13 protein-coding genes and 1 pseudogene are annotated in these 13,264 nt (G+C 62.0%); 7 read left to right on the top strand and 7 right to left on the bottom strand.

Annotated elements, in window-relative coordinates; translation table 11 throughout:
* Nucleotides 1–9: 9 nt before the first annotated feature.
* Genes FJ934_RS02790 through FJ934_RS02780 form a run of 3 tightly spaced genes read right to left on the bottom strand, consistent with a single transcriptional unit; the run spans nucleotide 10 to nucleotide 3,466 of the window.
* Nucleotides 10–1,302, bottom strand: a complete 1,293-nt coding sequence (locus FJ934_RS02790) for a TIGR04295 family B12-binding domain-containing radical SAM protein (RefSeq protein ID WP_140607128.1) — start codon at nucleotides 1,300–1,302, stop codon at nucleotides 10–12.
* Entirely contained in the window at nucleotides 1,299–2,363 is a 1,065-nt protein-coding gene (locus FJ934_RS02785) for an NAD-dependent epimerase/dehydratase family protein (RefSeq protein ID WP_181165489.1), read from the bottom strand. The genes FJ934_RS02790 and FJ934_RS02785 overlap by 4 nt, the downstream gene beginning before the upstream one ends.
* Nucleotides 2,360–3,466 (bottom strand): SDR family NAD(P)-dependent oxidoreductase, encoded by a 1,107-nt coding sequence (locus FJ934_RS02780; RefSeq protein ID WP_140607126.1) that lies wholly within the window; start codon nucleotides 3,464–3,466, stop codon nucleotides 2,360–2,362. The genes FJ934_RS02785 and FJ934_RS02780 overlap by 4 nt, the downstream gene beginning before the upstream one ends.
* 188 nt (nucleotides 3,467–3,654) lie before the next feature.
* Here FJ934_RS02780 and FJ934_RS02775 point away from each other — a divergent pair, with 188 nt between their 5' ends.
* From FJ934_RS02775 to FJ934_RS02760, 4 genes are all read left to right on the top strand, one after another.
* The gene (locus tag FJ934_RS02775; RefSeq protein ID WP_140607125.1) at nucleotides 3,655–3,927 is read left to right on the top strand and encodes a hypothetical protein; all 273 of its coding nucleotides are present in this window, start codon (nucleotides 3,655–3,657) and stop codon (nucleotides 3,925–3,927) included.
* A gap of 61 nt (nucleotides 3,928–3,988) precedes the next feature.
* Entirely contained in the window at nucleotides 3,989–5,011 is a 1,023-nt protein-coding gene (locus FJ934_RS02770; RefSeq protein ID WP_140607124.1) for an SDR family oxidoreductase, read from the top strand.
* A 364-nt stretch (nucleotides 5,012–5,375) separates the two neighbouring features.
* Nucleotides 5,376–5,747 (top strand): hypothetical protein, encoded by a 372-nt coding sequence (locus FJ934_RS02765; RefSeq protein ID WP_140607123.1) that lies wholly within the window; start codon nucleotides 5,376–5,378, stop codon nucleotides 5,745–5,747.
* Nucleotides 5,748–5,776: 29 nt separating this feature from the next.
* Nucleotides 5,777–5,962 carry a hypothetical protein gene (locus FJ934_RS02760; RefSeq protein ID WP_246671417.1) on the top strand — a complete coding sequence of 62 codons (186 nt, stop codon included), beginning with the start codon at nucleotides 5,777–5,779 and terminating at the stop codon, nucleotides 5,960–5,962.
* A 48-nt stretch (nucleotides 5,963–6,010) separates the two neighbouring features.
* Here the strand turns inward: FJ934_RS02760 and FJ934_RS02755 are convergent, their stop codons facing one another.
* From FJ934_RS02755 to FJ934_RS02745, 3 genes and pseudogenes are all read right to left on the bottom strand, one after another.
* Nucleotides 6,011–6,250 carry a hypothetical protein gene (locus tag FJ934_RS02755; protein ID WP_140607121.1) on the bottom strand — a complete coding sequence of 80 codons (240 nt, stop codon included), beginning with the start codon at nucleotides 6,248–6,250 and terminating at the stop codon, nucleotides 6,011–6,013.
* Nucleotides 6,251–6,340: 90 nt separating this feature from the next.
* A pseudogene (locus FJ934_RS02750) lies at nucleotides 6,341–6,592 on the bottom strand (alcohol dehydrogenase catalytic domain-containing protein); the annotation flags it as partial.
* 59 nt (nucleotides 6,593–6,651) lie between these two features.
* On the bottom strand, nucleotides 6,652–7,437 hold the full coding sequence (locus FJ934_RS02745; protein WP_140607120.1) for an SDR family NAD(P)-dependent oxidoreductase: 786 nt from the start codon (nucleotides 7,435–7,437) through the stop codon (nucleotides 6,652–6,654).
* A gap of 428 nt (nucleotides 7,438–7,865) precedes the next feature.
* Here FJ934_RS02745 and FJ934_RS02740 point away from each other — a divergent pair, with 428 nt between their 5' ends.
* Nucleotides 7,866–8,297, top strand: coding sequence for a hypothetical protein (locus FJ934_RS02740; RefSeq protein WP_140607119.1), 432 nt, complete (start codon nucleotides 7,866–7,868; stop codon nucleotides 8,295–8,297).
* Nucleotides 8,298–8,351: 54 nt separating this feature from the next.
* On the opposite strand, the gene FJ934_RS02735 is transcribed toward FJ934_RS02740, so the two are convergent.
* Nucleotides 8,352–8,933 carry a response regulator gene (locus tag FJ934_RS02735; protein WP_140607118.1) on the bottom strand — a complete coding sequence of 194 codons (582 nt, stop codon included), beginning with the start codon at nucleotides 8,931–8,933 and terminating at the stop codon, nucleotides 8,352–8,354.
* A gap of 402 nt (nucleotides 8,934–9,335) precedes the next feature.
* On the opposite strand from FJ934_RS02735, the gene FJ934_RS02730 reads away from it, so the two are divergent.
* A complete protein-coding gene (locus tag FJ934_RS02730; protein WP_140607117.1) occupies nucleotides 9,336–12,446 on the top strand; it encodes a CheR family methyltransferase in 3,111 nt (1,036 codons plus the stop codon).
* Between the two features lie 5 nt (nucleotides 12,447–12,451).
* Entirely contained in the window at nucleotides 12,452–12,832 is a 381-nt protein-coding gene (locus tag FJ934_RS02725) for a response regulator (protein WP_140607116.1), read from the top strand.
* Nucleotides 12,833–13,264: the final 432 nt, after the last annotated feature.

The following is a 13,264-nucleotide window of genomic DNA, read 5'->3' as shown; positions in this document are numbered from 1 at the left end:
GACGGTTGATCAATGACTGCAGCATGAGGCTTCCAACTCGGCCAGCGGGCGCGGCCGCTTGTCCTGGATGTCGCTGAACGAGGCGAAAGAGGCGAGGTAATGTTCATGGGCCCGCTCCCAGGCGAGGTCGTCGGGCTCGCCCCACAGCGCGCGATAGCTGGGCGAACTCGGGTAGGGGTAGAGCGGCACCGGTTCGTTGGCCCAGACGCCGTTGTCGATGAGGTGCCCGCGCCAGTGGTCCACCAGCGCGGGATCATCCTCGACCACGCCGATCAGGTTGGCCTGGACGAACGGAACGTGGCGGCGGGCATTGACCAGCAGCGCGGCCAATTCCTCGGTACCCAGCCGGCAGCGCTTTGCCAGCATCTCGCGGCCTTCGACGGTGAGGCTTTCGAGGCCTGCTTCGATCGACACGCAGCCGGCGGCGCCCAGGAGTTCCAGCAGTTCCGGCTTCCACAAGTCGATGCGGGTCTGAACGCCGAACTGGACATCGCGGCCGACCAACGCCTCCAGCAGCGCCTTCTGCGGCAGGAATATCTCGTCGATGAAGTAGATGTAGCGGACGCCTTGTCCGATCAAGCCGTCGATTTCGGCAATGACGGCCTCATGGTTCCTGCGGCGATAGGCGTCGCGGAAATCGATCTTGGCGCAGAAGCTGCAATTGTAGGGACAGCCTCGCGACGCTTCGACCTCTGCTCCAGCACCGTGCTGTGGGGAGTCGAAACGGTGATGGTGGTGCGTGTGGGTGGCTATCCAATCGGTCGGCCAGCGCAGGGCCGGATGGTCGATGAAACGGCTGGCATGTACGCCTCCATTGGTCGCCAACGCGCCGTCCTCAAGCCGGGCAGTGTAGGACACCGTGCCCCAGTCGCCCTCCCGGGCAAGCTCGGCCACCACTTCCTCACACTCGCCCCGAACGACCAGGTCGACGCCGAGCTTGCGCAGGGTCGGAACCGGCGTGGCCGAGCCGTGCGGTCCGACCGCCACCGTGCGGCCGCCGCGTCCCGCGAGGTGAGCCAGGAACTCCGCTGGCACGCGAAGTTCGGGCGGAGCGCATCGCCAGAACAGATAGGTGGGCGCCGTCGTCACCACCGACATGTCAGGAGCGAAGGCGGCGACCCGCTCCGCCAGCATCACATTGTCGAGGTTCTGCAACTGCCCGTCGAGCATCAGGACCTCGTGACCATCTGCCTCCAGCAGCGCTTTGGAGTAGCCGAGTTCCAAAGGCAGATGCGGCTGCCGGCAGCCGAAATAGATGCTGTGCGCGTATGTCCAGTGCGGATTGACCAAGGCGACTTTCATGCGACGTACCTCGTGACTTCCGTTTGCGGCGTGAGACGATGCTGACGCAGCCAATCGGCAAGGTCGCGAATGCCATCGCGCCACGACACATGGGCCTTCCAGCCCAGCGCGGCTTCTATCTTGCGGGTGTCGGCGACGAAGAACGGTTGGTCGCCGGTGCGCTCCTGGTCGTAGCGGAGTGTGACCTCGTGGCCGGTCATGCCCGCGATCTCCGCCAGAAGCGTGCGCAGGCTTATGGCGTTTCGTGGCCCGCCGCCCAGGTTGAAGGCGCGACCCTTGAACTCGCCGATCCTGGCCAGCACGCCGCGATAGGCGGCCACGGCATCGGAAACGTGCAAGATGTCGCGCACCTGCCTGCCATTGCCGTAGATGGTGATCGGCCAGCCGCGGAGCGCACTCAGCAGGAAATGAGCAACCCAGCCCTGGTCCTCGGTGCCGAACTGGCGCGGACCGTAGATGCAGCTCATGCGCAGCACGGCGGTGGGCAGGCCGTAGGACTTGGCGTAGTCGAGCACATACTGGTCCGCGGCACCCTTGGAGCAGCCGTAGGGCGTGCAGAAATCAAGGCCGATCGTCTCGTCGACACCGTTGGCGCCGATCGTCTCGTCGCAAGGCTCGTAGCGATCGTCCACTTCCCTCACTGCAATCTGCGGCAGGCCGCCATAGACCTTATTGGTGCTGGCGAAGATGACTGGGGCGCCAGTGCGGCGGGCCGCTTCGAGCACATGGAATGTGCCCCGCAGATTAATGTCGAGGTCTTCTCCAGGCTGCACCAGGCTCGTGGTGACCGCCGTCTGCGCGGCCAGATGGAAGATCGCCTTGGCCGGGGCCAGAGCCGCCTGCATGGCGCCGGCGTCGCGCACGTCCACCGTCTTAACGGTGAGGCGGCTACCATGTTTACCTGCAAGCCATTCGAGGTTCTTTTCGACGCCCGGCCGGCTTAGATTGTCGACAACCAGCACCGGCTCGCCATCCGACAAAAGGCTGTCGGCAAGGTTCGAACCGATGAAGCCGCTGCCGCCGACTATGGCCACCGGCGCCATGCGCGGATGCTGCGTCATGATACCAGCCCCCGCTCTTCCAGCTCCCGCTTCATGTCGGCGCCGCGGTCGACTGCGCCGGTGTTGCGAACCCAGATAACGAACTCGTCGAGTGCGTTTTCCAACCGGTGCCGGGGCTCGAAGCCGAGCAGCTCACGTGCCTTGGAAATGTCGGCGAAGCAGTTGCGGATGTCGCCGGAGCGCGCCTTGCCGAGAATCTCGGGCGAGCGCCCTGGCTGTCCCATGGCTTCGGCAAGCAGGCGCGCGACCTCGCTGATCGGGTAGGCGTGGCCGCTGCCGATGTTGATCGCGTGCCCGGCCGCCTGGCGCTGTTCCAACGCCAGGCGGAAGGCTCGGGCGACATCGAGCACATGGACAAAGTCGCGCTTCTGGCGGCCGTCCTCGAAAATCATCGGCCGCTTGCCATTGGCGAGCCGCGAGGCGAAATTGGCGAGCACCCCGGTATATGGATTGGACAGCGCCTGCCCGGCGCCGAAGACGTTGAACAGGCGCAGCGCCACCGCATCCATGCCGTAGGCCTGGCCGAAGATAAGCACGGCGCGTTCCTGCGCATATTTGGTCAATGCGTATATCGACGCGAGATCGGCCTGTTTTTCCTCGTCGGTGGGGATCGGTGAAAGCCTTTCGCCTTCGGCCGACAAGGGGTCCCACTGGCCGCTCTTGATCTCGTCCGGCCTGCGACGTGCATTGTCGATGCGCCGTCCGTCCGGCGTTTCGTAAAGGCCCTCGCCATAGATGCTCATCGAAGACGCCACGACGATGCGTTGGACCGGCCGCTTGATCAATGCCTCGAGCAGGGTTGCCGTGCCGAGATCATTGGTGCCGACATAGCGCGCGATCTCGTACATGGATTGCCCGACGCCGACCTCCGCCGCCAGGTGGATGACGGCATCGACATCGGAGACAGCCTCGGCCACCGCCTCCCGGTCGCGGACGTCACCCTTTATCAATTCGCTGCCGGCGGGCAGGCTGATCGCCTCGGCGCCATGCACCTGTTCCAGAAGGACATCCAGAACACGCACCGTATAACCATGTTCGACGAGTTCCTGGGCGACGTGGCGGCCAATGAAGCCGCAGCCCCCCGTAACCAATACACGTTTCACGATAGCTCCCTTGCAGAGTAGGCGTTGGCGCCCCGAACTGCCGGGCAAAAGGTTTGTTCCCTGACTTCAACAAAGTTCCTTCCCGTTGAGGGCCAAAATGGGCGCCGTCTTCCGTTCCGGCACCGGGAACAATGCCGTATTTGCGCTGTTAGGCCGCCAATCAACCTGCACCGAGAAAGGGAACCGGCATGTCCGAGGCCAAGACGACCACCAATCACGATGAGATCCGCAAATGGGTGGAGGAGCGCGACGGCCATCCGGCCGTGGTGCGGACGGGAGGCAAGGGCGGCATCCTGAGGATCGACTTCGGCGAGCCCGAGGAGACGCTTGAGCCCGTGGAGTGGGACGAGTTCTTCCGGATATTCGACGAGAATGACCTCGCCTTCCTGCACCAGGACAGAGCGGGCAGCGGCGGAACCAGCCGCTTCAACAAGTTCGTCGAGCGCGGCTCCAAGGGCTGAGCCCAAGGCCGACCCGACAGTTTCGGAAGCCCGGGTCCCGGCAATACGTCAGGAGTGAGACATGACAGAGAAACCCAGGACAGCCGGTGCATCCCGGCGCCGCGTGGTTGGCGGCATGGCTGGCGGCGTGCTCGCGGCGATCACAAATCCGGTCCAGGCACAGCAGGCGAGCGCCGCCGCGGCTTCGGCTCCGGCAGGCCCGGTTTCGAAACAGGATCCGACCAAGCAATATCCCCAGCCACCCTTCAAGGCGCAGCAGCAGGAATGGCCGGGTCTTGCCGGCAAGATGGAGCCGCGTCCGGACCACGGCGAAAAGAGCTACAAGGGATCCGGCCGGCTTGCCGGACGCAAGGCGCTGATCACCGGTGGCGATTCCGGCATGGGGCGAGCGGGGGCGATCGCCTTCGCGCGCGAGGGCGCCGACGTCGCCTTCGGCTATCTGCCTGCGGAGGAGCCGGATGCGAGGGAGGTCGTGCAACTGATCGAAGCCGAAGGCCGCAAAGCGGTGCCGCTGCCCGGCGACATTCGCGACGAAGCCTTTTGCGAAAAGCTGGTGGAAGACGCCGTCAGCCGGCTCGGCGGGCTCGACATCCTGGTCAGCAATGCCGCGCGCCAGCATCCGCAGAAGGAACTCGCCGCGATAACGACAGAAGCGTTTGACTGGACGTTCAAGACCAATGTCTACGCCATGTTCTGGATCACCAAGGCGGCGTTGAAGCACATGGAGCCAGGCTCCTCGATCATCATCACAAGTTCGGTGAATGCCTGTGATCCAGACGAGTCCCTGGTCGACTACGCCATGACCAAGGCGTGCGGGATGAACTTCGCCAAGAGCCTTGCCAAGCAGGTCGCCAAAAAGGGCATCCGTGTCAACGCGGTCGCCCCGGGGCCGATCTGGACCCCGCTGCAGCCAAGCGGCGGCCAGTTTCCGGAGAAGCTTCCCCAGTTCGGTTCCGATACGCCGATGGGACGGCCGGGTCAGCCTGGCGAGCTCGCGTCCATCTACGTGCTCCTCGCTTCCCAGGAAGACAGCTATGCGACAGGCCAGGTTTACGGTGCCGTCGGCGGGAGAGGCGGCCCCTGAGGGCGGCTTCCGCCGACCAAGGGCCGAAGCACTCGCAGTTCTGAATTCGCGGTCTTATGTAGCAAACGCACCAAGTTCCAGGCTGCTCTTGCCACAACTTCCAGATCGGCCAGCTCGCCCGGCTCCAAATCTAGATATAAATTTATGTGCTGATCCATGCGGTTCCCCCCTCGCAGTTGAATACTAGAATGAGGGCGGCTTTAATTGCAACTGTCGGTGAAAAACTCGGCTAAATTGTTCCCGGAGGTTATCTAACACCATTTCGGACGATCCTGCCGAATGGCCCGCGCGCCCTTGGCATAAAACCGACGTTGAATCCCGTTGCTAAAGGAGTAAATAGAACCTGAGCTGCGGGGAGGTAGCAATGGTTGAAGGCCATACGGACTTGGCCCAGACGACGATGGACGCCAGCATCGTGTTGCAGCGCCGATCTCGGGGTGAAATTGCCTCACTGCGCGTCGATATAGCTCAAACCCGGCGAGCAATCGCGGCATCACGCGAGCTTCTAAAGCGGTTTCGCCAGCGCAAGTTAGATGAGGCGATAACGGAGGTTGAGCAACACCCCTCGGTATCAGCGTTCGATGCAGACATTCTCCGGTCTGTTTTTCGAGATTTGGTCTTGGAAATGAAGGCACCGGAGTGCCAATGGCGCGCGCTCGCTCAGAGCCTGGTTTACGAGTTTTGCCACTGCGAGCGGGTTGAGCCCGGCTTGGTGGACTGGATCATCAGTAAATAAGTATCCATGAAGGGGCTATGATTCGCGTCATGGCCAAGAAGGCGAAGCACAAAGCAAAGCAGGCGATCATTGCACTGCCGTTGGATGACGAAGTGCAAACGGAAGCGACCTACTATGCCCGCAAGTGCGGGATTACCCTGGAAGAAGCCGCCAAGATCATTCGGGAAACCCGCGCACCGAACCTTTGGATAGTTCCCAAGGACAAGGCGAGCTAGCGCCACCTTTGGTGCCTTTGCTCCATAAGACCGTGAATTCGAGCCCGCTTATTCCAGCGGCTCGTCGGTCGGTCGTGGCGTGGTGCCAGCCTGACGCCGGCGCCCGGCATTGCGGTTGGCGACCCGGTTGTCGAGCGGCGACGCGTCCGGCTGCGCGGCGCCCGCGGTCTTGGGAACCGTCGGCGCCGCGCCCGCGTCGGTGTCTTGAGCATCGCGGCCTGGGTGCGGAAGGCCTTCTGTTTCAGGCGTTCTCGGTGCGGGCTTGGACGTGTTCTTGGACGTCGACATTTCGGGGCCTCCATGGCTTTGGTTGGATTGGCGCCAGGTTTCATACAGCGATCTGCAATCAACCGTGCGGGCGCATCACCGTTTTGATGCAGGCGCGACGACGCGGTCGCCCTTCTTGAATTTCGTGTGGCCGCGCCCGACCTCCACCGCTTCGCCCATCTTTTCGTGGCCAAGCACATCGCCTGATTGCACGGTGGGCATGTGGCCGTCCATCAGGTGCAGGTCAGAACCGCGGGTGGCGCAGGAGATGACCTTGATGATGTCGCGATCGTCCTCGATGGCCGGATCGGCGACCTGATTGCAACGTATGTCGCCCTTTCCATGCCATGTCAGCGCTTTCATGGGATGCTCCTTCATCCGAACCTGCGCTTTTCAGAAATGTCATTGGCGTGTCGCCGGGCTCAGCTTCTGCTGGCTGAGCCGGGTTCGGCCACGCGGCGATGCCGCTCGGCCAATATCCCTGCCGGCATGAAGCGGGAGCCGGCGACCTGCATCCTGTTGGTCCAGCCGCTAATGACCTGTTCTTCGCCGGCCATCAGGGCGTCGTAGCCGTCCCTGGCCACGTCGGCGGGATTGTCTTTCTCATCGGTTCCGATTTTCGTATCCATCATGTCGGCGCGTTCAAAAAAACGGGTCTGTGTGGCGCCTGGCATCAGCAGCGTGACCGTGACGCCGCTGTGCTTCAGCTCGTGACGAAGCGCGATCGCGAACGAATCGATGAGTGCCTTGGTGCCGTTGTAGATGGCGTGGAAGGTGCCGGGCATGAAGCCCGCGATTGACCCGGTGAACAGGATCCGGCCGCGGCCCCGCCTCACCATCCGGGGGGTAAGTCGGTGCGCGAGGTGGACCGTGCCGGTGACGTTGGTGTCGATGACGCGGCGCACCTTGGCCCAATCCTGATCCACGAAGCCTCGGCCCAGCCCGCGTCCCGCGTTGAGGAACAGCAGGTCAATGTCACGGTCGCCGATCCTCGAGATCAGCTGGTCAATGCCGTCCTCGGTGGCAAGGTCCGCTTCCACCGCGTCGACGGCGACACCTCGAGATCGAAGCGCCTCGCCGACCTCCTCGATCGCCGGTTCATCGGCGACAATGACGAGATCATAGCCGTCTTTCGCGCACAGTTTCGCAAGTTCCTTGCCGATGCCGCTCGAGGCGCCTGTGACGACGGCGAGTTTCGCGTTTCGCATTCTGTCCTCTCGATTTGGAGTGTTGGCCAACCTGAAGTGTTTGGCCGAACAAGCAGCTGGCTCGAATGTTCCAAGCAACTGGAAGAGACACGCGGATCGTCTATGTGACGGAACCAATTTGGCCACGGCTGTCCCCGCGTCGGTGGGGAGCGCGGCCGTGGGGCTCTTTTCCGACCTGAACAAGAAACTGAGCGAGGGCCGGTCAGGAGCCCGGCACAAAATCTTCCTGCCGGTGGAACATCGATCGGTGTCGACAGTTTTGTCCCGCCTCAGACACCGCGTCCCGATGTCTGTTGACATCTGTGGGCCACAGCCGACGGCCAGGTGCCACCGATATTCTCGCTGCGGTTTCAGGGCGGCTTGGGGCCGCCTTTCGCCGCGACAACTCTTGATGAGCGTGCGCCGACAAACGACGACAGGAGCCAGTCATGAAACACCAGACACTCGAACAACTGGAATCAATAGCCGACATCACACCGCTTGCCCCGGTCCCGCTGACGACCAGAGCGCAGCGAATGGAGCGTTGGGCGGAAGTGCTCGACCAGCATCCGTCCCGTTGCCTCGCCGCGCTCTCCGGGACCGAACATCTGCACCCGGCGGTGCGGGAAGAGGCGCGGGCGGCTGGATCGCCGCTTACCGTTGCCTTCGAGGACCCGCTGCTGCGTGCATCCGGCTTGAAATCCGACACGTACGGAGAAGCCAAGCGTTTCTTCGAACTGTCGGATTGGGAATTGCACGACATCGTCTGCAGCTGCCATGTAGGTACAATGATGCAGGCAAACTGGGTTGCAGGCCGGGTCCGCAGGATTGTTGGCGGGAACAGGATTGTCGCTTGGCTGAGACGGCTGATGGTGAATTGACGTTTTCATGCGCCGCATGATTGAGGCTGCAACGGCACAGGTGACAGGCATGGGCTAATTGAGCAGGTCGGCGGCTTTATCGGCGGATATTTGCAGCAGGTAATTCAGCCATCGTTCCGTCGAGATATCAGCAGGACGATCCCCGACTTCGCGGATGGCGAGTTCCAGTGTCGTTTCCACCAGCCGGTCCGCGGCACTGGCATCGCCAAGCATCAGGCGCGCTGCCAATCGAAGTTTGGGCAGCAGCGACAGGACATCGGCAGGTTCGTCGATTTGATCCTGTCGGGTCCCTGCGGGGAAAAGCGCCGCGATGATCTTTCTGCGATCGGCTGACTTCAAAAGATTGGCGGCGTGCTCAAGGCGGGAAGGGATGACGTTGCGGTCGTGGGCACTGAAGAAGACGAAGGGAACGCCACGTTCGACCAGGCGGTCGGCGATTGGAAAGACGGGGGTTCCATTCAAGTCTATGTCCAGTACGGCGGCATCCGCCTGCTCGGCATAAGGCCGGGCCTGCACAACGCTTTGGGCTGGCCCCAGGATGGTGGCCCCGAGCCCGGAGAAGTAACGCGCGAGGTCGTCGGCGACGACGAATTCGTCCTCGACGATGAGAACCTTCGCGCCGATAAGAAACTGCACCTCGGCCCTCCCGTTTAGGTCTCAACAGGCCTCGCCGGGACATCCAGCAGGCGTGTCACCGGATGATGGCACTGTAAGAACGGTAGCTTGCTGCACGAAGCCTGAACGTTGATACCCTCGGTCGATTCAACGCCGCGCACCATGCGAGGTTCCAATCTTCGGCTCAACCCGGTCTCCCTCGAACCCCGTGGGACACACGGGAAAGCTGTGGCCGGACTTCAATCGTATGGATTACCGCAGGACCAGTCGCATGCAACGCTGTCGCCCGACATGGCTAAGGTGAGCTACGGCTTATGAAAATCTTGCGCCTAAATTTCTGGCAGGCGCGAGAAAAAACGCATAGGGTAGCCTGCTGTCGCTGCCGCCTTATCTACCTTGGGCTGCTCAGAGAAAGACGGCCTTATGTCGCAAAAACCGAGACACCCCATTGTCGGCATTGGCGCGTCCGCTGGTGGCGTCCCCGCCATGGAAAGCTTCTTCCGAGGCCTGCCCGAGGCTTCCGGCATGGCTTTCATAATCATCACCCATCTCAGTCCCGAAAGGGAAAGCCTGCTCCACGAGGTGCTGGGGCGATACACCAGCATGCCGGTGGCGGTCGCGAAAGACGGGGTAGGAGCGGAGCCGGATCACGTCTATGTCATGCCGCAGAACGCCGTCCTGTCGATCAAGGACGGCACGTTGAAGCTCCATCAAACCAATGTGAGCAATCGGGAGCGCAAGCCCATCGACGTCTTCTTCAGCGCTCTGGCCGAGGACCAGGGCGAATACGCGGTCGGCGTTATTCTGTCAGGTGGCGACGGCGATGGAACCCTGGGCGCCAAGATGATCAAGGAGCACGGCGGCTTTGTGCTGGCTCAGGCCGGCGACGGCTCTGGCCCCCGCAACCCCGACATGCCGCAAAGCGCCATTTCCAGCGGCGTCGTCGATATTGCCGTTCCGGCGGAAGAGATGGGTGAGAAGCTCGTCGATTTTACACGCGGCTTCGGCGTGCTCGATCTGTTGAGCGAAGGCGACGGCAAGGTCCCGGCGGAGCACACCGACCGCGCCCGCGAGGAAATCTACGGCATACTGCGCGACCGCTCCGGCCACGATTTCTCCGGATACAAGACCAAGACCTTCATTCGTCGGGTCAAGCGGCGCATGCAGATCAACCAGATGAAGTCCATGAATGGCTACATTGACCTGCTGCGAAAGGATCCGCGCGAGGTCACGTCGCTGTTTCGCGACCTGCTCATCAACGTCACCAATTTCTTTCGCGACGCGGAAGCCTTCGATTCGCTGGAGCAGAAGGTCATTCCGACCTTGTTCGAGGGCAAAACCGCTTCCGACACGGTCAGGGTCTGGGTTCCGGGTTGCGCCACCGGCGAGGAGGTCTATTCGCTCGGCATCCTGCTGCGCGAGCATATGGACAAACTCTCGATGGTGCCCAAAATTCAATTGTTCGCGACCGACATCGATGAACCGGCGCTCACCGTCGCGCGCGCGGCACGCTATCCGGCCAACCTGCTCGAGGGCGTCTCGGAACAAAGAAGAGACCGCTTCTTCGTCCATGAAGGAGGCAGCTTCGTGCTGACCAGCGAAGTGCGTGAACTCTGCATCTTTTCGCCGCACAGCGTCGTCAAGGATCCGCCGTTTTCGCGCATGGATCTGGTTTCATGCCGCAATCTTCTGATCTATTTCGGGCCCGACGTTCAGAATCGGGTTCTCCCCATCTTCCATTACGCCTTGAAACCCGGCGGCTATCTTTTTCTTGGTACGTCGGAGAGCGTAGGCCAACACTCCGACCTCTTCTCCACCGTCGACAAGAAGCAGCGCATCTTCAGGGCCCGCAAGGACGTCGTGCCGAAATCGCGCCTTCCGCTGCTGGTAGGCGAGAACGTCAAAGGCGCTCACCTCTTCTCGGACGGAAGGATGGGGAAGGGCAGCGAGATCGGCAATGGCGCGTTCCGCCAGTCCGTTGAAGCGCAGGTCTTGGACCGCTATGCGCCGCCGCATGTGGTCGTCAACGCCGAAGGTGACGTGGCCTACTATTCCGCGCGGACCGGAAAATATCTCGAAGCCGCTCAAGGCATACCCAGCCGCCAATTGCTGAGCATGGCGCGGCGGGGGCTCCGGCTCGATCTGCGGGCGGCCTTGCGCGAGGCCGCCGCAGGCCGTCAAATCGTCATGCGCGAACACATCGCCATGGATGGCGAGGACGAGCGGGTGCAACTGGTCAACATCATCGTCGAGCCGCTGTCCGAACAGGGCTCAGGCGAGACGTTTTTTCTTGTCCTGTTCCAGCCGGTCGGTCCGTCTCGCGACAAGGCCGAAGCCCAGCACGGGAGTCAGAGCCCAGACGAAATCGCACATATCGAGCGCGACCTGCGCGACACCCGCGAACGGCTGCAATCGACGATTGAAGAGTACGAAACGGCCTTGGAGGAGGTGAAGTCCTCCAACGAGGAACTGGTCTCGGTCAACGAAGAAGCCCAGTCGACCAACGAGGAGCTGGAGGCCTCGAAGGAGGAGATGCAGTCCCTCAACGAGGAGCTGAACACCATAAATGCTGAGCTGACGAACAAGATCGAGGAGCTCGACCACGCAAACAGCGACCTGAAGAACCTGTTCGAGAGCACGGAGATCGCAACCGTGTTTCTCGACCGCGATCTGGTGATCCGTACCTTCACGCCCGCGGCGTCTGCCTATTTCAACCTGCGCGCCTCCGACGTCGGGCGTCCGCTTACCGATCTGTCCAGCCAGTTGGATTATCCGGAAATGCACAACCAGATCCGGCGCGTGTTCCAGACGGGCGAGCCGATCGTTCATCACCTTGCGCGCGACACGCAGGGCCGCTTTCACATGGTCCGGCTTGTTCCCTATCGTGACAAAGGCGGCCGCATCCAGGGCGTCGTGGTGACCCTAGTAGACGTCACGACGCTGGCCGAGGCAGAGGAGCATCAGAAGGTGCTGATCTCCGAACTCAACCACCGCGTGAAGAATATGCTGGCGGTCATTACCAGCATCGCAAACCGCACGGTCGAGAGTTCCACCACCAAGGAAGGTTTCGCCACAGCCCTGCTCGGCCGACTCAACGCGATGGCACGCGCCTATGGCGTGCTCTCGCGGGAGAACTGGACGGAGGTTTCGCTCGGCGAACTGCTCGCTCAGGAAGCAGCGGCCTTCGATCCGGAACGCTTCTCGCTCCATGGCCCGGCGCTTAAATTGAGGCCCCAGCAGGCTTTATCGATCGGCATGGTAATGCACGAACTCGCCACCAATGCGACGAAATACGGCGCGCTGAACAAGGAAGGCGGTGGGGTTGAGGTCGAATGGTCGGTGCATGAGCAGACACTTCAGCTCATCTGGCGCGAGATCGGAGGGCCGCCCGTCACGGAGCCGAAGGAAGGGGGCTTCGGCCTCTCCCTGGTTAGGGGCGAGATAGGCTATCGATTGGGCGGCACGGCTGAAACATTTTTCCATCCGCAGGGTTTGGAGGTGAAGATCTCGTTTCCGCTCGACCAAAAGGCCTGAACGCGATGACGCAGTTGCGCATTCTTATTGTCGAGGACGAGTGGCTGATCGCCGAGGACCATGCGGCGATGCTTAGAGCCGCCGGACACCTAGTCGTGGGACCGGCCGCTTCGGTCAAGGCTGCGATCGATTGCATGGAAGGAGAAGAATTCGATGCCGCGCTTTTGGACGTTCAACTGAGCGGCGAGGTAAGCTATGGGCTGGCAGACACACTGCGTGAGAAAGTCATACCGTTCGCATTTGTGACCGGTTATTCCCCCTCCGAGATGCCGGCCCGATTTGCAGGGGTTCAGGTGCTGCAAAAACCTGTCGTGCCGGCAGTGCTGATCGCAGCGATCATGACACTCTTCGACCAGCAGTCCGCGGGAAAGCAGGAGGCTGGCTAGATGGATGGGAATTCCTGACGGCCAAACGTCCTTGCTCCCGTCCTTCGGTACGACCTTCCCGCTCCGGATTTCACGAGCGCGTCATTTGACGCGCTCTGTCCTTATTTCCTGCCTGGGCCGCTGCCTAATCCGGCCCGCGGCGGTCCGTTCGACGGCAACCGACTCCCATTCCAGCGACAGAGAAGACCCGGAGCAGGTCCTTCGATCGCCGAACATTCCAAGGAAGCCAAGGCGACGAAGAGTGGTCGGCAGTCTGAAGCTTATGTGAGGGACCGACGCGAAGTCGATCCGGTCGTTCGGCACGCTTCCGGCTCGCCGCGACACCTCATGCCTCGACACCTCATCAAGAGATGGAGCAGGGTTCAATTGAGGCCCGCCTGATCCCGGCGGGCCTTGCTCGCGCGTATCAGTTCCATGCCCCTGGCCGGCATT

Origin of the sequence: Mesorhizobium sp. B2-4-12 (assembly GCF_006441575.1) — a bacterium.
Classification (GTDB): Bacteria; Pseudomonadota; Alphaproteobacteria; order Rhizobiales; family Rhizobiaceae; genus Mesorhizobium.
The sequence above is the reverse complement of the archived record's forward strand: the minus strand, read 5'-3'. Positions and strand labels throughout refer to the sequence as shown.

Excerpts from the sequence above, each read along its gene's own strand:
- FJ934_RS02790 (WP_140607128.1), bottom strand. The coding sequence starts at position 1,302 with ATGAAAGTCGCCTTGGTCAATCCGCACTGGACATACGCGCACAGCATC.
- FJ934_RS02785 (WP_181165489.1), bottom strand. The coding sequence starts at position 2,363 with ATGACGCAGCATCCGCGCATGGCGCCGGTGGCCATAGTCGGCGGCAGC.
- FJ934_RS02775 (WP_140607125.1), top strand. The coding sequence starts at position 3,655 with ATGTCCGAGGCCAAGACGACCACCAATCACGATGAGATCCGCAAATGG.
- FJ934_RS02770 (WP_140607124.1), top strand. The coding sequence starts at position 3,989 with ATGACAGAGAAACCCAGGACAGCCGGTGCATCCCGGCGCCGCGTGGTT.
- FJ934_RS02765 (WP_140607123.1), top strand. The coding sequence starts at position 5,376 with ATGGTTGAAGGCCATACGGACTTGGCCCAGACGACGATGGACGCCAGC.
- FJ934_RS02760 (WP_246671417.1), top strand. The coding sequence starts at position 5,777 with ATGGCCAAGAAGGCGAAGCACAAAGCAAAGCAGGCGATCATTGCACTG.
- FJ934_RS02755 (WP_140607121.1), bottom strand. The coding sequence starts at position 6,250 with ATGTCGACGTCCAAGAACACGTCCAAGCCCGCACCGAGAACGCCTGAA.
- FJ934_RS02745 (WP_140607120.1), bottom strand. The coding sequence starts at position 7,437 with ATGCGAAACGCGAAACTCGCCGTCGTCACAGGCGCCTCGAGCGGCATC.
- FJ934_RS02740 (WP_140607119.1), top strand. The coding sequence starts at position 7,866 with ATGAAACACCAGACACTCGAACAACTGGAATCAATAGCCGACATCACA.
- FJ934_RS02730 (WP_140607117.1), top strand. The coding sequence starts at position 9,336 with ATGTCGCAAAAACCGAGACACCCCATTGTCGGCATTGGCGCGTCCGCT.
- FJ934_RS02725 (WP_140607116.1), top strand. The coding sequence starts at position 12,452 with ATGACGCAGTTGCGCATTCTTATTGTCGAGGACGAGTGGCTGATCGCC.